This is a genomic window from Rahnella ecdela (assembly GCF_019049625.1).
GTDB lineage: Bacteria > Pseudomonadota > Gammaproteobacteria > Enterobacterales > Enterobacteriaceae > Rahnella > Rahnella ecdela.
Genome location: NZ_JAFMOY010000131.1, coordinates 219,870 through 241,935 on the forward strand (window position 1 = coordinate 219,870; position 22,066 = coordinate 241,935).

A 22,066-nucleotide genomic window follows, 5' to 3' on the forward strand; every position below is an offset into this window, starting at 1 on the left:
TATGTCGTTAATTAGTATGTCAGGTGCCTGGCTGTCATTCAGTGACTCGCCGCTGTTGGATAACACCGAATTACACATCGAGCCGAATGAGCGCGTCTGTCTGGTTGGCCGTAACGGTGCCGGTAAATCGACGCTGATGAAAATCCTGAACCGCGAAGTGCCGCTTGATGACGGACGCATCGTGTATGAGCAGGATTTGATTGTGGCGCGTTTGCAACAGGATCCGCCGCGTAACGTTGAAGGCACGGTGTTTGATTTCGTTTCCGAAGGCGTGTTCGAGCAGGCTGAACATCTGAAGGCGTATCACGCTATTTCGCATCTGGTCGAAACAGATCCGAGTGAAAAGAATATGAACAAACTGGCGCAGGTGATGGAGATTCTTGATCACCAGGGCCTGTGGCAACTCGACAGCCGCATCAACGAAGTGCTGCTGAAACTGGGTCTGGATGCTGATACCGAGCTGAAATCTTTGTCCGGTGGCTGGCTGCGTAAAGCCGCTCTGGGCCGTGCTCTGGTCAGCGCGCCGCACATTCTGCTGCTCGACGAACCAACGAACCACCTGGATATTGAAAGTATTGCGTGGCTGGAAGAATTCCTGAAAGAATTCCAGGGCAGCATTATCTTCATCTCCCACGACCGTTCTTTCATCCGCAATATGGCGACCCGTATTGTTGACCTCGATCGCGGCAAACTGGTTTCTTATCCTGGCAACTACGAAGCGTATCTGCTGGCGAAAGAAGAAGCGCTGCGCGTTGAAGAGCTGCAAAACGCCGAGTTCGACAAAAAGCTGGCGCAGGAAGAAGTGTGGATCCGTCAGGGCATCAAAGCCCGTCGTACCCGCAACGAAGGCCGCGTACGCGCCCTGAAAGCCCTGCGTAAAGAACGCTCCGATCGCCGTGAAGTGATGGGCACTGCCAAAATGCAGGTGGTTGAAGCCGCAAGTTCCGGCAAGATTGTCTTTGAAATGGAAGATGTTAATTACAGCATCGCCGGTAAACAACTGGTCAGCAATTTCTCTTCGCAGGTTATGCGTGGCGATAAAATTGCACTGATTGGTCCGAACGGCTGCGGTAAAACCACGTTACTGAAACTGATGTTAAGTCAGATTAAGGCAGACAGCGGCCGCGTTCACTGCGGTACCAAGCTGGAAGTCGCGTACTTTGACCAGCACCGTGCCGAGCTGGATCCTGAACGTACCGTGATGGATAACCTGGCAGAAGGTAAGCAGGAAGTCATGGTTAACGGCCGTGCGCGTCACGTGCTGGGTTACCTGCAGGACTTCCTGTTCCATCCTAAACGTGCCATGACGCCGGTAAAAGCGCTGTCAGGCGGCGAACGTAACCGTCTGCTGCTGGCGAAACTGTTCCTGCGTCCAAGCAACCTGCTGATCCTCGATGAACCGACCAACGACCTGGATGTGGAAACTCTCGAGTTGCTGGAAGAGATGATCGACAGCTATCAGGGTACCGTGATGCTGGTGAGCCACGACCGTGAATTTGTAGATAACTCAGCAACTGAATGCTGGATTTACGAAGGCAACGGCGTGATCAACAGCTATGTGGGCGGCTACCATGATGCACAGCATCAGCGCCGTCACCAGAAGCCAATCCGTCAGGCGGTAGCCGCCGAAAATAAACCGGCTGCACAACCAAAAGCAGAACCGGCAAAACGCACGGCGAATAAGCTCAGCTATAATCAACAACGCGAGCTGGAACAATTGCCTGCGCAAATCAGCACGCTGGAAGAAAAAATTGAAGCACTGCAACAGCAAATGAGTGATGCGAATTTCTTCACACTTCCTCATGAAGAAACTCAGCAGGTTATCACCGCTTTAGCAGCCGCAGAGCAGGAGTTAGAGCAGGCGTTTGAACGTTGGGAAGCGCTGGAAGCGCAGAAAAACGGCTAACACTGCCCCGTCATGTGCCGCGGAATGAAGGATTGTTCCTGCGGCACATGCTATTGCACGTTCCGCAATTGAGGAGTTGGCTTGTGTGTTCTCATGTCCACGACCCGCACATTTTATGTCCCCAATGCGATTTGCTGGTAGCAATCCCTGAGATTGCTGTCGGGCAAAAAGCAAAATGCCCGCGCTGCCACACGACACTGACGTCGCGTTGGAAAGAGCCGCGTCGCCGCCCGATTGCCTATGCTGTCAGCGCGTTATTTATGCTGCTATTGTCGAATCTTTTCCCTTTCGTGAACATGAAAGTTGCCGGTCTTGGCAGCGAAGTCACGCTGATTCAAATTCCGCAGGTTTTAGTCTCTGACGATTACGCCAGTATGGCGTCGCTGTTTATGATTCTGGTTCAGCTGATGCCTGCAATCTGCATGCTGTCCATCATCATTCTTTGTCAGGGCACATCGATGCCCAGCCACTGGCAAATCAGTATCGCCCGCACGTATTTTCGCCTGAAAGCCTGGTGTATGGTCGAGATTTTCCTGGCAGGGGTACTTGTCAGCTTCGTGAAGCTGATGGCTTATGGCGATGTTGGCGTCGGTACCAGTTTCTATCCCTTTGTGCTGTTTTGTATTTTACAGCTCAGGGCTTTTCAGTGTACTGACCGGTACTGGATCTGGCAGCAGGTTGCTCCCGCACCGAAACTGGAAAGATCGCTGCGTGTCGGTGAGAGCGGATTGTCGCAGGGATTACGTTCCTGCCATTGCTGCATGGCTATTTTGCCGGTTGATCAGAAAAAGTGCGGACGCTGTGAGACTTCCGGCTATGCGCGCCGCAAAAACAGTTTGCAATGGACGATGGCGCTGCTCATTACGTCTATATTCTTGTATATCCCCGCGAATCTGATGCCAATCATGATAACTCAGGTGTTGGGTTCGCCGATGCCATCCACCATCATGGCGGGCGTTGTCCTATTGTGGAGTGAGGGTTCTTATCCCGTTGCTATGGTGATTCTGATTGCCAGTATCATGGTGCCGACGCTCAAAATGATTGCGATTGGCTGGCTTTGCTGGGACGCAAACAGTAATAAGGAAATTGACAGGGAAAGATTGCACGTGATTTACGAGGTGGTCGAATTCGTTGGCCGCTGGTCAATGATTGACGTGTTCGTGATTGCGGTGCTGTCTGCTCTGGTAAGGATGGGACAACTGATGAGTATTTATCCGGACATTGGCGCGCTGCTTTTTGCCAGTGTTGTCATTCTCACGATGTTCGCTGCAATGACGTTTGACCCAAGGCTCATTTGGGATCGCGCTGTAATGAAGTCTGCAAAGGAGCCACAAGATGGCGGGAAATAATATGGCAGAGCAAGATGGAACTGCCAAAGTAGAAAAAATTAAACGCTGGTCGCCAGTGTGGATTGTGCCGATTGTCACGGCACTGATCGGTGCATGGATACTGTTCTACCACTACAGCCATCAGGGTCCGGAAGTGACATTAATCACCACCACGGCCGAAGGCATTGAAGGCGGAAAGACCACCATCAAAAGCCGTAACGTCGATGTTGGTAAGGTCGAATCTGTCACGCTCAGTGAAAACTTGCAGCAGGTTATCATCAAAGCCCGTCTGAACACCGGCATGGAAAAAATGCTGCGTGGTGACTCCGTATTCTGGGTCGTGAAACCCCAAATCGGTCGTGAAGGGGTATCCGGTCTGAGCACATTATTATCCGGTGCGTATATTCAGTTACAGCCGGGTAATAAAGGCGAAGAGAAAGAACAATACACACTGGACGATTCACCACCGCTGGCATCGCCTGATGCGAAAGGGATCCGCGTGATCCTCGAAAGTGAGCGCTCCGGTCAGCTCAGCCCGGGCGACCCGGTGCTGTTCCGCGGTTTCCAGGTGGGTACAGTTGAAACCAGCCACTTTGACCCGAAAGCCCGTAATATCAAATATCAGCTCTTTATCCGTGCGCCTTACGACACATTGGTCACCGATAATGTGCGCTTCTGGAAAGACAGCGGCGTGAATTTTGATATGTCAGCGGCCGGTATGCGTGTGGAAATGGGATCACTGACCACCTTATTCAGCGGTGGCGTCAGCTTCGATATTCCTAATGGTTGGACTCAGGGCGAGGCAGCTAAAAACGGCGACGATTACAGGCTTTTCGACGATCAGAAAAGTATTCAGGAATCGCTGTATACCCGTCATATGGATTACGTGATGTTCTTCTCGGATTCTGTTCGCGGGCTGCAACCTGGCGCGCCGGTTGAATTCCGCGGTATTCGTCTGGGGACAGTCGCTGAAGTGCCGTATCCGCTGAATGTCCTGAAACAGCAGATGTCGGATGATTACCGTATACCGGTGTTGATCCGCATTGAGCCGGATCGCTTTGCTCAGTTGCTGGGCAGTAATTTCAATATTGAAGATCATATCCGTGACGGTATCGCTCATGGTCTGCGTGCTTCGATGAAATCCGCCAACCTGTTAACGGGCGCGATGTATATCGATCTGGATTTCTATCCAAACGAGAAACCATGGAAAGGCCCTCTGGAAATTGCAGGGCATAAACTGTTGCCGACGGTAAGCGGCGGGTTTGCGCAGATCCAACAGAAACTGATGACCACGCTGGATAAGATCAATAATCTGCCGATCGAACCAATGATGCGTGAAGCCACCAGTACGCTGGCGGAAAGTCAGAAAACCATGAAAGCGACGCAGAGAACCATAGATTCTCTGAATGCGATTGTCGGCAGTAAGGAAATGAAGAATCTGCCACAGGATATGCAGCAGACACTGATTCAGCTTAACCGCAGCCTGAAAGGCTTCCAGCCAGGTTCTCCGGCGTACGGACATATGGTGAATGACATGCAAAGTCTTGATAAGACCCTGCGTGAACTGCAACCCGTATTGAAAACGCTGAACCAGAAAAGTAATGCACTGATTTTCGCCGCCCCAGGGCAAGATGATCCTCAGCCGAAGAAGGCCAAATAATGATGAAATGGATACCTGTCGTCTTAGCATTATTCCTGACTGCCTGTAGCAGCAGTGATCAGAAAACCTACTACCAGTTGCCGGTGCTCAATAGCGCTCCGGCAACGGGCAGTGCGATGTCATCAGGAATGACTTCGCATCAGCAACTGTGGGTTGAAAGGGTCAGTGTTGCAGATTATCTATCAGGCAACGGCCTGGTTTATCAGACCAACGATGTGCAGTACACGCTGACCCAGAATAATCTCTGGGCCAGTCCGCTGGATCAACAACTTCAGCAATCGCTGGTAACTTATCTGCGCCGCGATTTGCCGGGGACTCTGGTTTCCACACAGGCGGTCAATGCAGACGATCAGGACGTGCTGAACGTCAATGTGACCGGATTCCACGGTCGCTACGATGGCACGGTAGTTATCAGCGGAAGCTGGACACTGAGCCGCAGCGGACAGATGCTTCAGCGTGATTTCACGCTGAACCTGAAGCAAAACGAAGATGGTTATGATGCGCTGGTGAAAACGCTGGCCACAGGTTGGCAGCAAGAAGCAGGCCAGATTGCCTCACAAATAAGATGACGTTTTTTTAAGCTTAATATTTTTTAAGTAAAACGTTAAAAATCCCGGTTTCTGACAGTTCAGACGCCGGGATTTTTTTATGGTGATCAGCCAGATGAGATTTTTGTCAGCACGATTATCTTGTGCGCAATCGAATAATATATCTCACAAATATGACATTGGCGTGAATTTTGCGCATTGACCTCTCAGCCGATAGCAGCTATTTGTTAGGTGTGGACGCAGAAGCGGGCCACTGTTTTCTTTCCACCTGACCTGAATAATGAGGGATATAAGGCATGAAGAGACAAAAACGCGATCGCCTGGAACGGGCACAATCACGTGGATATCAAGCAGGTATTGGCGGACGCTCAAAAGAGATTTGTCCGTACCAATCATTAGATGCCCGATCACACTGGCTCGGGGGTTGGCGACAAGCCATGGAGGACAGGGCCGTTACCGCTTAAGCGGCTCCCCTGTCAGAATAAGGAACAACCTCCGCTGCGCGCGGAGGTTTTTGTTTGTAGCAACGTTTATCCTGCCGTGCTGAATAACGCCCATAAAAAACGGCGAGCCATCAGACTCACCGTTTTATCAGACTCAGCAAAGCGCTTTATTAGAAAGCAGCAGCGTCTTTAAACAAACCGACTTTCAGATCTGTTGCGGTGTAAATTACCACACCATCAACCAGCACTTCACCATCAGCCACGCCCATGATCAGTTTACGGTTGATAACACGCTTGAAGTTCAGGCGGTACGTCACCAGTTTTGCAGTTGGCAGCACCTGACCGGTGAATTTAACTTCACCCACACCCAGTGCGCGGCCTTTGCCTTCGCCACCGAGCCAGCCCAGATAGAAGCCAACCAGCTGCCACATTGCGTCCAGGCCCAGACAGCCAGGCATAACCGGATCACCGATAAAGTGACAGCCAAAGAACCACAGGTCAGGATTGATATCTAATTCAGCTTCAACATAACCTTTGCCATGGGTGCCGCCATCTTCTTGCATCTTAACGATGCGATCCATCATCAGCATATTGCCTGATGGTAATGGAGGGCCGCCAGCGCCAAACAGTTCACTGCGGCCTGAAGCTACGAGGTCTTCTTTCGTATAGGAATCGCGTTTATCTACCATGTTCTATGTAAGCCTTATTTTAATGAAGGGCGAAGCTTAGCTTACAGCTGTAAGCTGAACAACTCCGATCAGCTGCGGTTGAACCAGTTCAACCAGCGAAGAGGCCACGGATAGCGCGGGCCACCTTGCGATGTGACCAGTGCAATACGCTGCTGAATCAATCCCAGCAGGCTCGGACGCTCTTCTTCAGCTTCTTCTTCGTTTGTGTAAATCAGTCCGGTCAGGATAGGCAGCGCGTCAGCTGCGTTATCAACTGCCCATAAGTGAAACTGGCCTTCGCGAACGGCGTCCAGAACCTGCGGATGCAGGCAAAGATTACGCACGTTGCTGGTTGGCAGAATGACCCCTTGCTTACCGGTCAAACCGCGACGCTGACAAACTTCGAAGAAACCTTCGATTTTCTCGTTTACGCCACCAATAGGTTGCACATTCCCAAACTGATCGACAGAGCCGGTGACCGCAATTTGCTGGTTAATCGGCTGCATCGATAACGCACTGATCAGTGCGCAAAGTTCAGCGAGGGATGCGCTGTCGCCGTCCACTTCTCCGTAAGACTGCTCAAACACAATTGAAGCGGAGAAGGGCAGAGGCTGGTCGAGTTCTAACTCGGAAATCAAAAAGGCCTGCATAATCATCATGCCTTTCGCATGCAGATTACCGCCTAATTCAGCTTTGCGTTCGACGTCGGTAAATTCGCCGTCGCCGGTGTGTACGACACAACTAATACGCGAAGGTTCACCTAAAGCGCGCGGATGACCCGGATATTCCAGAACGGAAAGGCCGTTAATTTGTCCGACGACTTCACCTTCGGTCTCAATACGGATTTGCCCAAGTTCAATTTCATCCTGCATACGTTCCTGCAGGTAGCTTTCACGCCATGCGCGTGCATTAGCCGCCGCTTCAAGAGATTTGGCGCTGAGCAATTCATCTTCGTTGTAGAGCGCGGCTTCACTTAGCTGGGCATTTAACCAGACAGGGTCGAGTGTCAGGCTTCCCTGATCGGTGCTGTGACGAATGGCTATTTTCAGAAACTCTGGCCAGGCATCGGCAGCAAGGCGCGGGACCTCAAGCTCATCGGCCAGTGTGTTAACGTAACCACACCAGGTTTCCATGTCGCTTTCTTCGGTCAGCGGCAGATCGGCTTCGAATTCGCCATAAATAGCGGAATCCATCAGTTCCGGCTCCATATCGCTAAGGTCACCCAGTGACAGGCGATCGCCTACCAGGATCAGACGCAGGTCCAGCGGCATAGGAGGAACGGTAACCGGCAAAGGTTTTGTCTCATCCGGGGATACCCAGTGATACTGGCCTTCAGTGATCATCTGCTTGAGGCGCAACCACATCAGTGGCTGAGCGATGAGCGTGCGGATAGACAGCACTAAAACACCGCCATTAACCTGATGCACCAGACCCGGTTCAAGCTGTATTTGATCTTTAAACAGGCGAACGCAGCCAAATAACTGTTCCGGCTCAATCCATTCGCGATACTGACAGGTAAAGCTGGCAGCGAATGTATCTTCGGCAGATTTGGCAGCCAGCAGCGTGACCTTGTTACCGTCAATATGGTAGCGGTTGCCAATAACTTCAGTCTGTTCCGGCAGCAGGCTACTGACCACGTCAGCAATACAAGACAGGTACTCGTGATTTTCCTGCGCCTTGAGCGTCATAAAACGCGGGCGGGAACGGGGATGACAAAACAGCGTTAAACCATTTTCCAGCCGGGGTTGAGTGCCTGCGAAATCGACAGGGGCTAACTGGGCAGCCGTTGCAAAAATTGCCTCGTAAGGCGCGGTATCGGGCAGTAAAAGCTGCCAGTCAAGTCGGTTATTGGTCAATGTGTTAGCTGTTATCTATAAAAAGGGAAAGAGCGATTATACAAGAATAAATCCGGCTGCATACAATCAGAGTCGTAGCACTATTGGTCTTAGCGCACATTGCTGAACGGGTGCTTAAAAAACAGGCGAAATAAGCGGGTTTATTTGGGGTGAAAATTGAATTAAAGCTGTTATGCTTATTAAAGTTACGTGGTCACCGAAGAGTTCACGATGAAATATCAGCAACTGGAAAATCTCGAAAGCGGTTGGAAATGGAAGTATCTGGTGAAAAAACACCGGGAAGGTGAGCGGATCACTCGCCATTTGGAAAACAGCGCTGCTGAAGAATCTGTGAATCAACTTCTCCGGCTGGAAAACGAACCGGTTAAAGTAGCCGACTGGATTATTAATAATATGAATCCGTCGCTGGAAAATCGGTTGAAACAAACGATCCGTGCCCGCCGTAAGCGTCACTTTAACGCAGAACATCAGCATACGCGTAAGAAGTCCATCGATTTGGAGTTTCTTGTCTGGCAGCGTCTGGCAGGATTGGCGCAAAGGCGCGGAGCAACACTGTCTGACACGATCATTCAGTTGCTTGAAGATGCGGAGCGTAAAGAGAAATACGCCAATCAGATGTCTTCACTCAAAGAAGATCTGGAACAGATCCTCGGTAGAAAAGAGGGCTGAGGCTCTCTTCTTCCTACTTAGTTTCGGCTTTTACGCTTTCTTCAGTCGTCATCAAAAAAGTAGAAGACATAAAAAAACCCCGCCGAAGCGGGGTTTTTAATATCTGTAGCAAAAGCTAAAGAGTGTTATTAAGCCTGTGGCTGAGTAACAGTATCTTTGTAGCCTTTAACTTCGATTTCTACACGACGGTCTGGTGCCAGGCAGTCGATCAGAGCAGCACGGCCTTTAACGGAGTCACAGGTAGAACCGGTAACTGGGTTAGATTTACCCTGGCCTTGTGCAGAGATTTTGTTAGCAGGGATACCTTTAGATACCAGGTAATCTACTACGCTCTGAGCACGTTGCTCAGACAGTTTCTGGTTGTATTGTTCTGAACCGATACGGTCGGTGTAACCCAGAACGATAACAGAACCGTCTTTAGGATCGATTGAGCTCAACTGGCTGTACAGCTGATCCAGAGCCTGTTGGCCTTCTGGTTTCAGAGTCGCTTTGTTGAAGTTGAAGAGAACGTCAGATTTCAGAGTGAATTTCTTAGTCTCTACAACTGGAGCTGGAGCTGGTGCCGGAGCAACAACTGGAGCAGCTGCTTCATCTTGACCGAAACGGTAAGAAACACCTACAGACAGCATTGTGTTGTCAGGACGTGCACCAACGGTAGCTGCGTCACCAATGTTGCTAACAAACTGGTAATCCAGACGGGTAGCCCAGTTTTTGGTCACTGCATATTCAACACCAACTGCTGCCAGTGGAGAAACACCGGTGTCGTGATCGCTTACGCGGCCGTTAGCACCGTTGTTGAAGTTACCATTGGCATCTGCACGCCAGACCATACCACCCAGACGGGTGTAGATGTCCAGATCGTCAGTCAGTGGGTAGCTCAATTTAGCAGCCAGCTGAACGCCTTGTGCCTTGAACGCGCCATTGTTTACGCTGCCTTTGTAAGGCATACGGCCAAGCCAGTCATATCCCATTTCAAAGCCCAGGTATTGGTTCGCTTGGTAACCCAAGAACGCACCTGCACCCAGTTGACTTTCGTGGGTAGGGCCGTTGCCGATACCGTTGTAAGCATTTGCGAAACCAGTGTCATGGTATTGGGACCAGCCCAATTTACCACCGGTATACCAGGTGTTATCTTTAGGGGCGGCTTGCGCTACGGTAGCGAAACCTGCCAGTGCCACTGCTAATGCGATAGCTGTCTTTTTCATTTTGCGCCTCGTTATCATCCAAATAGGCAATTGAGCTTTATGCTTTTTAAGCCCTTGGTTAAAATCCTTACGCCAAGATTATTGCTTCATTTCAGAACTTGCCACTTTACGTTGGCATTATTGAGCAACCTTGGCGTTGTAAAGTCTACAACGTGGCGCGAAACTTACAAGCTTGATGTGTTAACACCGTGGAAAAAAAGGGAAAAACGTACACATTTCTTAACGGCTTTGACTAATTGCTGACAATTTGTGAAGGCAATCTACATTCAGGAAGCCCATTTTTACTGGGTTCTGAACCTTTCTCAGCACAAATCACTAAGTTCCGCATTATTTTCGTAGGAACATTCCTATTTTGAACTAATGGTATACGGAAGAGTGAATTTTTACTGTTGAGTGATGTCCACAAGCTGAATTCTGTTCATTTGTTGGCTTCATGATGAAGCCGTAAGCTCCCCCCTGACGCGCAGCAATTTGCAATCTTTCCCTCTCTGCATCATTCAAATCTGGCAACCATCCGAGCACGACACTGTAGTTACCCGTCTGTAAGGCTTTCTCCATTGCATCGACGGTGGACATCGCGGTTATCTGATTGACCTGAACCATTTTATCTACCGGTAAACCGGATTGTGATAACCAGTGGCGGCTCAGTTTTTGCTGAGGGGTCAGCCATAATAACCAGCGTGATTGCATGCCGAGATGTTGCAGCAGGGGGAGCAGTAACTGGGCAAAAGCGGGTTGGCTCGCACTATAGACGAACTCAGTGATCAGACCATTATTCAAGGATGCAGACGTATTTACCTGTGCACGGGAAACGGGCAAAGCAAGCTGACTAAAATGATGATTTGTATGGTGTTGAGTTCGCATAGAGATGTACCCCAGTGAGTTACTGTATGAATGTACAGTACTCTGGCGATGGGCAAAGATCAACCCAATTTTTCCAAGACATCTCGCAAATTTTGAAGGCAATACCCTGCAACTGCATTTTATGTTTGTTGCTACACACGACATTGCGTATTTTGCATTTAGCGGTTCTGGTAACTCAAACTGGATGTAAGGAATGAATGTGAAAAGGATAACGCAATGATAAATCAATCAAAAAAAAGAGTGCTTGAATGTCTGGAACTCTTTGCCTCACTAGGCAATATACGCTCGCGCACGCAATTTGGCGGGTTCAGTTTATCAGCTGACAGCGCCATGTTCGGTCTGGTTTCTGACGGGGAATTATACCTGCGGGCGAATGATGACAATGAAGCTCACTTTTGCCGGAAAAAAATGGAGCGGCTGATTTACCGCAAGCGGGGGATGGATGTGCATTTACGATATTTCAAAGTCAGTCATGACCAATGGAGTGATCCTCAGATACTCCTGAGGCTGGCTAAAGTTGCGTTAAAAGGCATGCGACGTGAAATTGAATCTAAGAAAAATAGTGAAGCCCTGCGATTGAAAGACTTGCCTAATCTCACGCTGGCACTTGAGCGGATGCTCTGGCAGGTGGGGATTGAAAATTCGGGTGACCTTCGGATGCAGGGGGCGCGCAAGGCATACCTGAAATTGTGCGCAGTAAAAAAAAAGAATTTGGGCATTCACTTACTGATGGCGCTGGAAGGGGCAATACTGGGTTTTCATGAAGCCGCCTTGCCGATGGCGTCCAGAGAGTTATTAACTCAATGGTTCAACCATCAGCAAGACCAATATCCCCTGACGATGCACTAAGCCGCAACGCATAACGGCTCAGAGTTGTCAGGAACTTTGAACGGGCAGAATTTTACTATTAAGGCTGGTGAGTTCAGGTAAATGAGCCACCAGTAATCCAATTTGCTGCAATACCAGCTGTTCTTTACTGTCCGAATCTGTGGTTCTTAACTGAATACGGGTGGTCAGATTTTCAAGAGCTTGCTGAATACGATCCGCTTCAGAAGGCAGATGGTGCAGAGCTCCGTCCACGCAACAGACGGCGTCATCCAGCAAACGCAGGGTTTCAGCATCTTTGAGTTTTTCACGATGTGCGCCCAGCGCAGAGATATAGCTTAGCATCGTATGATTCAGGCACAGCAGCCGGAATGCTGCATCCAGAGTGGCTGTATCGTTATTCTTCTCAGAACTCATGTTGGACACGACGGACGCCAACTCCGCATCGCAGTTATGTGCATCACGGCGCGCCAGACGGTAATCGAGACTGTTGTCTTTTCCCTGATGGTATTGCACCAAAATAGCGTCAAGGTAACGACAGTTCGCATCGAAGGTTTTGCTGACGACGTGTTCGATTTGCCTGAATTTCCAGTCTGGCCAGATAAAAGTCACCGCAGCCCAGGCAATACCACAACCAATCAGCGTATCGATGATGCGGGGAATGGCGATTTCAAAACCTTCGCCCAGTAAGTTAAAGCACAACAACACCAGCAGGGTGATGAACATCGTCGCCTGTGCGTACTGCACCGTGCGAAAGGCAAAGAACAATAAACCGCTGATAACGATCAGGATCATTTGCCCGTCAATTGAAGGCACGAAATACAGTATCGGAATACCCAGCGCGATACCGGCAAGTGTGCCGACAATCCTCAGTGCCAGACGGCGGCGTGTAGCGCTGTAGTTGGGCTGACAGACGAATAAACTGGTGAGCAATATCCAGTAGCCATGATCCAGACCACTGACCTGGATAAATACGTAGCCGACAAACAACACGACAGACATTCGCACCGCGTGACGCAATAAGACTGACTGCGGCGTGAAATGGCGAGATATACGCAGCCAGATATCATCAAGTCCGGTCAGGCGGTCTTCGGCGAAGGTGTTTTTGCCGGTTTCATTATTTTCAGGCAGTGACTGCTCGGATTCAATATTTGCCAGTTGTGCATCAATAGCGTGCAGATTGCGTAAAAGATGGCGCAGTGCCTGCAACATATCCCGATGCTCGCCCTGAGATTCCAGGCGTTTCAGCGCTTCTTCCAGCCGGGCAAACGCGCGCTCGAACTGGCTGTTATGCTGATATTTTTGCCGATAAAGAATGCATTGTGACAGCTGCAGACAGGCCCGCGCCTGCATACTCATTAACCGCTGGAAGCGGAATAAGATGTCGCTGTGATGGAATTGTTCACTCAGCCTGAGGTATTTCACGTGCGATGAACTGGCGCGTTCATGAATATCCTGCACCACGAAATAATAATGCAACGTCCGGCGGGTACCTTTCTGTCCCCGGTCGCCTTTCAGACGGGTTTGCAGCGTATTTTTAGTCTGATTTAGCGTGGACACCAGCTGTCCGTTGGCCATCGCCAGCTCAACCAGTTGCTGATTATTGTCTTCCTGATCGGGGTCAAACAGCGTCGCTTTGGCTTCCAGATACGCTGCGAGTTGCGTAAAGCAACGCGAAATCTGATCCTGCAACGGCCGGATAGGAAAGATAATATGGCCGGCCAGCGTCAGCAGGTTATACCAGATAGCACCGGCCAGCAGGATCAGCGGTTGCTGATACCAGATGTGGTACATGCTGGTACCCAGCATGGTATAGATGGCAATCAGTAACGCGCCAAAAGCAATGGTGGCATAACGCTGGCCTAGTGCGCCGAGAAGGATAAACCCGCATGTGGAGAGCATCAGACCTGGCGCAAATAGCCACGGATACGGGAAAAGTAATTCGATTGATGCGGAAGCGATGAAAAAGCACACCAGTGTGATCAGCAGATTTCGCAGCCTCCCCGCCAGACGATCGTCAAGGTCAGCCAGTGCGGCAGCAACAACACCGAGCGTCAGGGGAATGGTCAGCGTAATTTGACCCAACCACCACGGAACGGCCGCCGCGCCTGTCAGAGCAATGAAAATCCTGATGTGATAAAGAACATTGCTGTTATAGGCATATCGCCTTAAACCCGGTGCAATCGAAAGCACTAAAAAACCCCACGTAAAAAATCAAAAATGATAAAAATCAGCGAATGCGTCCATCTTTCATCAGACGGCTGGCATTCGCTTCACGAACTTGTCTGGCGAGTTCGACAGAAACGACCCTGCGCCCGACCGGCCAAAGTGCGATCACGGCGATTTTAAAATTCGCGATGCCCACCGGGATGCCGATAATACTGATACATTGAGCGATGCCCGCCATGATGTGCGACAAGCATAACCACCAGCCGAAGAAAATAAACCAGAATATATTCAACAGAGTACCACCGCCGGACATCAGCGCATTGCGTTTTTCAGGATACAATTCATCAACGTGAACAGCCTCGTTGCCAAATGGCATCAAAGACAGACGGGTGATTTCCCAGCAAGAGCGGGTCAGGGGCAGGGTAAAGATCAGTACGATGCTCACCAGTGTGGCAAACAGCCAGGCGAGAGTGGTAAAAAAACCACCTAAAACAAAGTTGAGAATATTAAGAACTGTGCGCATGTCTGCTCTTCCCGAAGATATTAAAAGTTAAATGATTTCATGTTTCGCTGAAAGAAACATACTTCTTATTCTACTCTGTTTTGGAACGTGGATCGCCTGCACGTATCAAAGGTAAACTCTTAAATACACTTGCATGTAAAATAATAAACATTACCTTTCCGTCAGGAATTTTAGAGAAAACACGGTGTGATGATATGGAATTGAAGTCGACCTCATTCGGAAAACATCTGGCGCAGCATCCGTATAACCGGGTGCGTCTGCTTAATGCGGGCGTGGAAGTCAGTGGCGATAAACATCACTACCTGATCCCTTTCAATCAGCTTATCCAGATCCGCTGTAAGCGCGGCATCGTCTGGGGCGAACTGGAATTTGAGTTGCCTGAACAGAAAGTCGTACGGCTTCACGGCACCGAATGGCAGGAAACTCAGCGGTTTTATCAGTACCTCCTCAATATCTGGCAGACCTGGAGTCAGGAAATGAGCGGGGTAAGTGCCAGTGTCTTGCATGGACAAATCGAAAAAATCACTCAGATTGAGCAGCAGGATAAATGGTTCAAACGGGCCGATTTAGCCGATGTACAAAAAGATATTCAGGAAGCTTTTTCTGCGGTGCCGGTGCCTGTCGAACGTCTCAATGATTTTGACAATTGCCGTGACGATTACCGGACCTGCCTGCGCTGGCTGGAACAGGGTAAACGCAGCGTGACGCAGCGTAATCTGGCCTGGACCGAGCGGGTCATTGCGGACAATCGTGATTTTTTTGATACCGTCGAGGTGTCGCCGCTTAACGAGAGCCAGTGTCGCGCCGTGGTTAACGGTGAGGATTCAGTTCTGGTGCTGGCTGGTGCAGGCAGCGGTAAAACCTCCGTGCTGGTGGCCCGTGCAGGCTGGTTGTTACGTCGCCAGGAGGCGCTTCCTGAGCAAATTCTTTTGCTGGCCTTCGGACGTCAGGCTGCGGATGAAATGAATACCCGCATCAAAGAACGGCTGCACACGGACGGAATTAAAGCCAAAACCTTCCATGCGCTGGCGTTACAAATTATTCAGGAAGGCAGCAAGAAAGCGCCGAAGATAAGCAAACTTGAAACGGATGCTAAAGCGCGTCGCAGTCTGCTGATCAAAACCTGGCAGCAGCAGTGTGCGGAGAAAAAAGTACAGGCCAGCGGCTGGCGGCAGTGGATGACCGACGAGCTGGAATGGACGGTGCCTGAAGGTGATTACTGGAAAAACAAATCGCTGGCAGAAAGACTGGGCAGCCGCCTCGAACGCTGGCTCAGCCTGATGCGTATGCACGGCGGCAGTCAGGCAGAAATGATTGAAAGCGCGCCGGAAGAAGTCCGAGATCTGTTCACTAAGCGCATTCGTCTGATGGCTCCTTTGATGAAAGCCTGGAAAACAGCGCTTAAAGATGAAGGCGCAGTGGATTTCTCCGGGCTTATCCATCAGGCGGTCAATATTCTGGAAAAAGGGCGTTTCGTCAGCCCGTGGAAGCATATTCTGGTTGATGAATTTCAGGACATCTCGCCACAGCGCGCGCTATTGCTCTCGGCATTACGCAAGCTCAACAAACACACCAGTTTATATGCCGTGGGGGATGACTGGCAGGCAATTTACCGCTTCAGCGGGGCAGAACTTTCGCTGACCACCGCTTTTGCCACAAACTTTGGCGAAGGGGCGCAATGCGAACTGGATACTACTTACCGGTTCAACGATCGTATCGGTGAGATTGCCAATAAGTTTGTCCAGCAAAACCCTTATCAGCTGAAAAAACCGCTGAACAGTCTGACCAAAGGCAATAAGAAGAACGTCGTTATCCTGCCTGAGGATCAGATGGAAAAACTGCTGGATAAGCTCAGCGGATATGTCACTGCCGACGAAAGAATCCTGGTGCTGGCGCGTTATCACCATCTGCGACCGCAAATTCTGGAAAAAGCCGCGACGCGCTGGCCAAAACTTAATCTGGAATTCATGACGATTCATGCCAGTAAGGGACAGCAGGCAGAATACGTGATTATCGTCGGGCTGCATGAAGGGAACGATGGCTTCCCGGCTGCTGCACGGGAATCGCTTTTGGAAGAAGTTCTGCTTCCCGAACCGGAAGATTTTATGGATGCTGAAGAGCGGCGTTTATTGTATGTGGCTATGACGCGGGCGAAGCATCAGGTCTGGCTGATGCAGGATAAACAGCGTCCGTCAGTATTTGTGGAACAGCTGGAAAACATCGGCGTTCCGGCGCAGCGTAAACCCTGAAGTGATAAACCCGGCAATGGCCGGGTTTTACTTTTCTGCTATCTGACGTATATCAGTGCGAGTTTCCACATCACTCTTTCAGGCGTGACCATAAATAGCGTTGATAGTCGGGAATAACAATTTCGATTTCAGATTGGAACATCGGGGAGTTGATCAGGAAATCCGCTGTCGCCACGTTAGTTGCCACCGGAATATTCCACACGGTTGCCAGACGTAAAAGGGCTTTGACATCGGGATCATGCGGAACCGCATTCAGCGGATCCCACAGGAAAATCAGCAAATCGATTTTGCCTTCGGCAATCATCGCACCTACCTGTTGATCGCCACCCATCGGGCCGCTCAACATACTTTTTACATTGATACCGGTATTTCGCTGCACCAGATTACCGGTGGTGCCGGTCGCGTAGAGGGTATGTTTAGAGAGTTCGGCGACATTTTTGTCGACCCATTTCATCAGGGTGTTTTTACAGTGGTCATGCGCGACCAGAGCAATATGTTTTTGTTTTGCGATCGTACGGGTCGTGTATTCCATCAAATTCCCTTCAACGCGAAGTAAGAGTGGATCACAGAATACTGAAACTCCGTTTTACTGCATAGAGCGGGGGCAATAATTCGGCGTTAAGAGAAAGAATGCGTGACGCAGGTTAAATTACGAGGTCTGCTCTTGTTCACCGGGCAGTTTAAACCAGAGCAGAAATTGTTCGAAGCTGGCGTTTGCTGCCAGGCGAGTCCAGAGCGGATGGAGATAAGCGATTGAAATTTGCGAAGGGGTTCCCTGCGCCAGTGCCGATTTTTTATCCGTCATTCCTTTAGCGAACGAAGGAACCGCCGCGCGTGCGCCGGACAAATTGTACGTCATCATCAGTTTTTCAGCGTCAGCGGTGTGTACGGGATTGAACATATTCAGAACATCACGCTGCGTCGCTATCTGACGTCCTTGTTCATCAACCAGTTGATAGTTCATCTGCTTGTTAAATAGCGCCGCTTCTGTTTCATTGCTCAGTTTAGGCAGGACGAAGGAAACGGAGCGATTGCTTTTGGCGTTGAACGTCACTATAAGGGCAGGGGAGTGATACATCGGTGTTACGCCGGTGCGTAGATTCTTACTGACCTGAAACAGGATCTGATGCTGACCGCCGTCGAGTTCGAGGCTGTCCGCGCCTTTAAGAATGGCACCAGACATTTGTTTACCATCGATAACCAGAAGGTCAACATCCGGGGACAATTTGAGTGAGGTCGCCGAAGCTGACGCCATCAGGCTGAGACTCGCTAATGCGACCAGCGCATGACAGACTTTCATTCTTCTTCTCCCCGGATACCAAATTGCTCATCGTCTATTATTCAGCAATGACGATATTGTGTCAAAGTTTTACAAAATGTTTTTAATTAACACTATCCGGGTGAGGTATGTCTCCTTTTTGATCCACGGGCTGTCGGAATAGCCAGCCTGCGTTACACTCAGCTTATACAGGTAAAAGGAGATAATTCCGTGCAAGATAATGATATTCGCAAGATTCTTGAGGAAGTGAAAACCATCGCCTTGGTGGGTGCCAGTGATAATCCGGGGCGCCCGAGCTACGGCGTAATGGCGTATCTGCTTTCTCAGGGTTATGAGGTGATCCCGGTCAGTCCGAAGCTGGCAGGGAAGGAATTACTGGGGCAAAAAGCATACGGCTCACTGGCAGAAATCCCGCATCCGGTGGATATGGTCGATGTATTTCGTAATGTCGATGCCGCATATGGCGGGGCGCAGGAAGCGATTGCCATTAAAGCTAAAGTGCTGTGGCTCCAGTTAGACATTATCAATGAACAGGCGGCGGTACTGGCGAAAGAGGCCGGGTTAAAAGTGGTAATGGACCGTTGCCCGAAAATTGAAATCCCGCGTCTGGGGATGGAAAAATAACTCTCACAACATCATTTTCTGCATCAGAATCAGACAATAAAAAAACCGGCCATCGAAGCCGGTTTTTAATTTTTAACAGTGTCCCGCAGGATTTGACTCAGTTACGCAGACGTGGCGCCTGAAGCTGACTGCGGATGGATTCAGCCAGGTCGTCCAGAGATGTTTGTTCCGGATGAGAATGCGCAGCTTCATGATCAATCTGAATTTCAGCCAGATAGGTATGCACCGGCTGGCCTTCTTCGTCTTCCATCACAACGTGATACCAGGGAGCGGTGCGCATAGAATCGTCAGCGGCGACATCATCGACACCGGGCTTTTCGAGCGAATACTCTGCATCGACATCAATCACCACACCTAAGTAACCTAACAGTCTGTGGCGAACCTGCTGGCCGATACCGAATTTACTGGCAATCATAGTCACCTCCCGAAATAATTCATTGATCTCTATATGGAGATTAAACGCGCTATTTCAAGTTATGACCGCTCTTTCTGCTAAAAATTCGACGGCGTGTCGTCAGTGCAGCACGCCGTGCTTAGTCAGTCAGATTTTTTTTAGTTCATCACCAGACAGGCGAAACCTTTCAGATACAGGCCTTCCGGATAAGCACCGGTTACCGGATGATCGGCGGCCTGACGGAACTGCTCAACGAACTGAATTTCTCGACCAGCATCGAGCGCGGCATCAGCCAGAATTTTCTGGAACAAGTCTGTTGGCAGCAAGCCGGAACAGGAGAAGCTCAGCAGGATACCGCCCGGACGCAGCAGTTGCAGCGCCAGCATATTGATATCTTTGTAACCACGACAGGCGCTCGCCAGCTGATTTTTGTTCTCAACGAATTTTGGCGGATCCATGACAATCATGTCGAACTGCTGGCCTTCGGTGCGGTATTTGCGCAGTAACTGGAACACGTCTTCACGCACGAATTCGGCTTTTGACAGATCCAGCTTGTTCAGTTCAACGTTCTGACGGGCTACGTCGAGTGCCGCCTGTGAGGTATCCACGTTGGTGACGTTAGTACAACCGCCCATCAGTGCGGAAACCGCGAACGCGCCAGTGTAAGAGAAGCAGTTCAGCACATTACGGCCAGCGGCGTAGTTGCGCGCGGCAAGGCGGCTGTCACGCTGGTCGAGATAGAAACCGGTTTTGTGGCCTTCTTTGATATCCACCAGCAGGCTCATGCCGTGTTCCTGAATTGGCAGCAGGGCGGGCGGCTCATCACCGACCACATGCCCCTGAGTCAGTTCCAGACCTTCTTTTTTACGCACGGCCACATCGGAGCGATCCCAGATGGCGCATTCCGGATAGCAATGTTGGAGCGCAGCAATCAGCGGCGCACGCTGATATTCTGCACCGGCAGAAAGCAATTGCAGTACCAGGAAGTTCTGGAAACGGTCGATGGTGATGCCCGGCAGACAGTCGGATTCACCGGCAATCAGGCGGTAACCGTCCAGCCCGTCGCGCTTGGCTATATAATCACGCCAGTTTTGTGCCTGTTGCAGACGGCGGATGAAGAATTCAATGTCGATGTCTTCATCTTGCTTAAACGTCCAGACGCGCGCACGGATCTGAGAAGACGGTGAATAAGCACCGCGTGCCAGCCATTTTCCCTGACTGTCTACAATATCTATAGTCTCGCCGGAATTGGCTTTACCTTCGACACGGTGTACCGCGCCGGAAAATACCCACGGGTGGCGGCGGAGAAGTGATTTTTCACGGCCTTTGGCCAGAATTAAACGTGCAGTCATAAAATTAGGTTCTGTCGGTTCGGAGACAAAAAAGAGCGACATTGTCCGGTCATGCAGGTGAAATTGCAACGAACCATACCGCTAACGGAGAGAAAATTATGGCAACAGTCAGTATAGCCGCCTATGTGTACGGCATGGTACAGGGCGTCGGTTTTCGTTTTGCGACCCAACATCAGGCAACCGGTTTAGGTCTGACCGGTTACGCTAGAAATCTTGAGGATGGTAGCGTCGAAGTGGTGGCGTGCGGCGAACAGGAAAAGGTGGAACAACTGCTGGCCTGGTTGAAGCAGGGCGGGCCAAAGCATGCACGGGTGGATCGCGTGCTCAGTGAGCCGACCGCACCCGGCCATTACAGCGATTTTAAAATCAAATACTGACGTCTTTCACAGACACTTCACCGGCTTTGGCAGACCGGCAATTTTGGTTGCCTGTTTAGCCGGACCTTTCGGGAACAGCCGGAACAGATAGCGGCTGTTGCCCTTTTCTTCGCCATATTTCTGCGCCATCGCTTTTACCAGCATGCGTACGGCAGGCGATGTATTGAATTCGAGATAAAACTCGCGCACGAAGCGAACGACTTCCCAGTGGGCGTCGGTGAGCTCAATGCCTTCTTCTTCGGCCAGCAGGGGCGCCATACCTTCCTGCCAGTCCTGACTGTTTTTCAGGTAACCCTGAGCGTCGGTTTCAATAACCTGACCTTCAAACTGCAGCATACAACCTCAGACCTGTAAAAATGCGGCGATCAGTTTAGCAAAAACGCCGGTCAGACAAAATAAAAAGCCCCGCATCAGAGCGGGGCTTCAATGACCATCAGGCATCATCAGTTACGTGATGTCATGCCCAGAATGCTCAGCAGGCTGACAAAGATATTGTACAGCGAGACATACAGGCTAACGGTCGCGCGAATATAGTTGGTTTCGCCGCCATGAATAATGTTGCTGGTTTCCCACAAAATCGCGCCTGCGGAGAACAGAATAAACAGACAGCTGATCGCCAATGACAGCGCAGGAATTTGCAGGAACAGGTTAGCAATCACCGCAATCAGCAGGACAACAAAACCTGCCATCATCATGCCGGAAAGGAACGACATATCTTTGCGCGTGGTCAGCACGTAGGCTGAACAGCAGAAGAACACCAGTGCGGTACCGCCCAGCGCCAGCATGATGATGTCACCGGCACCGACAGAAAGCAGCGAACTCAGCAACGGCCCCAGCGTATAACCCATAAAGCCGGTCAGCGCGAACGCAGATAAAATACCCGCCGGGCTATTCGACGTGCGGTAAGTCAGGAACATCAGGCCATAAAACCCGACGATCGTCAGCAGAAAGCCCGGAGACGGCAATCTCAGAACCGTACTTGCCGTTGCAGTGATCGCGGAAACGCCCAAAGTCAGCGCAAGCAGGAAATAAGTATTACGCAGCACCCGGTGCGTGCTTAGCAGCGAGCCAGCGCGTGATGATGACGAAGATGCAACGATACGATCCATGCGGTTCATAATAAAATT

General features: G+C 50.4%; 22 protein-coding genes. 10 read left to right on the forward strand and 12 right to left on the reverse strand.

Going from position 1 to position 22,066, the window contains the following annotated elements:
• Position 1: 1 nt before the first annotated feature.
• The 5 genes from J1784_RS19640 (at position 2) to rmf (ending at position 5,906) form a co-directional block, all read left to right on the forward strand.
• A complete protein-coding gene (locus tag J1784_RS19640; RefSeq protein WP_217150582.1) occupies positions 2-1,906 on the forward strand; it encodes an ABC transporter ATP-binding protein in 1,905 nt (634 codons plus the stop codon).
• 47 nt (positions 1,907-1,953) lie between these two features.
• Complete coding sequence (gene pqiA, locus J1784_RS19645; protein ID WP_217150583.1) at positions 1,954-3,255, forward strand: membrane integrity-associated transporter subunit PqiA; 1,302 nt, start codon at positions 1,954-1,956, stop codon at positions 3,253-3,255.
• Position 3,256: 1 nt separating this feature from the next.
• The gene (pqiB, locus tag J1784_RS19650) at positions 3,257-4,894 is read left to right on the forward strand and encodes an intermembrane transport protein PqiB (protein WP_217150584.1); all 1,638 of its coding nucleotides are present in this window, start codon (positions 3,257-3,259) and stop codon (positions 4,892-4,894) included.
• Positions 4,894-5,463 (forward strand): membrane integrity-associated transporter subunit PqiC, encoded by a 570-nt coding sequence (pqiC, locus tag J1784_RS19655; protein ID WP_217150585.1) that lies wholly within the window; start codon positions 4,894-4,896, stop codon positions 5,461-5,463. Before pqiB ends, pqiC begins: the two co-directional genes overlap by 1 nt.
• A gap of 275 nt (positions 5,464-5,738) precedes the next feature.
• On the forward strand, positions 5,739-5,906 hold the full coding sequence (rmf, locus tag J1784_RS19660; RefSeq protein WP_013574871.1) for a ribosome modulation factor: 168 nt from the start codon (positions 5,739-5,741) through the stop codon (positions 5,904-5,906).
• A 149-nt stretch (positions 5,907-6,055) separates the two neighbouring features.
• Here the strand turns inward: rmf and fabA are convergent, their stop codons facing one another.
• Together fabA and J1784_RS19670 are read right to left on the reverse strand one after the other, a co-directional pair.
• Positions 6,056-6,574, reverse strand: coding sequence for a bifunctional 3-hydroxydecanoyl-ACP dehydratase/trans-2-decenoyl-ACP isomerase (fabA, locus tag J1784_RS19665; RefSeq protein WP_013574872.1), 519 nt, complete (start codon positions 6,572-6,574; stop codon positions 6,056-6,058).
• Between the two features lie 68 nt (positions 6,575-6,642).
• Positions 6,643-8,409: an AAA family ATPase gene (locus J1784_RS19670; protein ID WP_217150586.1), complete on the reverse strand. Its 1,767-nt coding sequence runs from the start codon at positions 8,407-8,409 to the stop codon at positions 6,643-6,645.
• A 210-nt stretch (positions 8,410-8,619) separates the two neighbouring features.
• Here J1784_RS19670 and matP point away from each other — a divergent pair, with 210 nt between their 5' ends.
• Complete coding sequence (matP, locus tag J1784_RS19675; protein ID WP_217150587.1) at positions 8,620-9,078, forward strand: macrodomain Ter protein MatP; 459 nt, start codon at positions 8,620-8,622, stop codon at positions 9,076-9,078.
• Between the two features lie 128 nt (positions 9,079-9,206).
• On the opposite strand, the gene ompA is transcribed toward matP, so the two are convergent.
• Together ompA and sulA are read right to left on the reverse strand one after the other, a co-directional pair.
• Positions 9,207-10,283 carry a porin OmpA gene (gene ompA / locus J1784_RS19680; RefSeq protein WP_120130843.1) on the reverse strand — a complete coding sequence of 359 codons (1,077 nt, stop codon included), beginning with the start codon at positions 10,281-10,283 and terminating at the stop codon, positions 9,207-9,209.
• A gap of 357 nt (positions 10,284-10,640) precedes the next feature.
• A complete protein-coding gene (gene sulA / locus J1784_RS19685; RefSeq protein WP_120130844.1) occupies positions 10,641-11,147 on the reverse strand; it encodes an SOS-induced cell division inhibitor SulA in 507 nt (168 codons plus the stop codon).
• A gap of 216 nt (positions 11,148-11,363) precedes the next feature.
• On the opposite strand from sulA, the gene J1784_RS19690 reads away from it, so the two are divergent.
• Complete coding sequence (locus J1784_RS19690) at positions 11,364-11,996, forward strand: TfoX/Sxy family DNA transformation protein (RefSeq protein WP_217150588.1); 633 nt, start codon at positions 11,364-11,366, stop codon at positions 11,994-11,996.
• 27 nt (positions 11,997-12,023) lie between these two features.
• Here the strand turns inward: J1784_RS19690 and yccS are convergent, their stop codons facing one another.
• Both yccS and J1784_RS19700 read right to left on the reverse strand, forming a co-directional pair.
• Positions 12,024-14,165, reverse strand: a complete 2,142-nt coding sequence (gene yccS / locus J1784_RS19695; protein WP_217150589.1) for a YccS family putative transporter — start codon at positions 14,163-14,165, stop codon at positions 12,024-12,026.
• 37 nt (positions 14,166-14,202) lie between these two features.
• Positions 14,203-14,664 carry a YccF domain-containing protein gene (locus J1784_RS19700; protein ID WP_112287387.1) on the reverse strand — a complete coding sequence of 154 codons (462 nt, stop codon included), beginning with the start codon at positions 14,662-14,664 and terminating at the stop codon, positions 14,203-14,205.
• 194 nt (positions 14,665-14,858) lie between these two features.
• Here J1784_RS19700 and helD point away from each other — a divergent pair, with 194 nt between their 5' ends.
• A complete protein-coding gene (helD, locus tag J1784_RS19705; RefSeq protein ID WP_217150590.1) occupies positions 14,859-16,913 on the forward strand; it encodes a DNA helicase IV in 2,055 nt (684 codons plus the stop codon).
• 70 nt (positions 16,914-16,983) lie between these two features.
• Here the strand turns inward: helD and J1784_RS19710 are convergent, their stop codons facing one another.
• A complete protein-coding gene (locus J1784_RS19710) occupies positions 16,984-17,445 on the reverse strand; it encodes a methylglyoxal synthase (protein WP_217150591.1) in 462 nt (153 codons plus the stop codon).
• A 117-nt stretch (positions 17,446-17,562) separates the two neighbouring features.
• On the reverse strand, positions 17,563-18,213 hold the full coding sequence (locus J1784_RS19715; RefSeq protein ID WP_217150592.1) for a DUF2057 family protein: 651 nt from the start codon (positions 18,211-18,213) through the stop codon (positions 17,563-17,565).
• A 189-nt stretch (positions 18,214-18,402) separates the two neighbouring features.
• Here J1784_RS19715 and J1784_RS19720 point away from each other — a divergent pair, with 189 nt between their 5' ends.
• Complete coding sequence (locus J1784_RS19720; RefSeq protein WP_217150593.1) at positions 18,403-18,816, forward strand: CoA-binding protein; 414 nt, start codon at positions 18,403-18,405, stop codon at positions 18,814-18,816.
• A 97-nt stretch (positions 18,817-18,913) separates the two neighbouring features.
• Here J1784_RS19720 and hspQ read toward each other — a convergent pair whose 3' ends face one another.
• Complete coding sequence (gene hspQ, locus J1784_RS19725; protein ID WP_217150594.1) at positions 18,914-19,231, reverse strand: heat shock protein HspQ; 318 nt, start codon at positions 19,229-19,231, stop codon at positions 18,914-18,916.
• Between the two features lie 137 nt (positions 19,232-19,368).
• Positions 19,369-20,562, reverse strand: coding sequence for a 23S rRNA (cytosine(1962)-C(5))-methyltransferase RlmI (gene rlmI, locus J1784_RS19730; protein ID WP_217150595.1), 1,194 nt, complete (start codon positions 20,560-20,562; stop codon positions 19,369-19,371).
• A 98-nt stretch (positions 20,563-20,660) separates the two neighbouring features.
• Here rlmI and yccX point away from each other — a divergent pair, with 98 nt between their 5' ends.
• On the forward strand, positions 20,661-20,939 hold the full coding sequence (gene yccX, locus J1784_RS19735; protein ID WP_217150596.1) for an acylphosphatase: 279 nt from the start codon (positions 20,661-20,663) through the stop codon (positions 20,937-20,939).
• 6 nt (positions 20,940-20,945) lie between these two features.
• Here yccX and tusE read toward each other — a convergent pair whose 3' ends face one another.
• Positions 20,946-21,275 (reverse strand): sulfurtransferase TusE, encoded by a 330-nt coding sequence (gene tusE / locus J1784_RS19740; protein ID WP_217150597.1) that lies wholly within the window; start codon positions 21,273-21,275, stop codon positions 20,946-20,948.
• Between the two features lie 107 nt (positions 21,276-21,382).
• On the reverse strand, positions 21,383-22,048 hold the full coding sequence (gene yccA / locus J1784_RS19745) for an FtsH protease modulator YccA (RefSeq protein ID WP_217150757.1): 666 nt from the start codon (positions 22,046-22,048) through the stop codon (positions 21,383-21,385).
• Positions 22,049-22,066: the final 18 nt, after the last annotated feature.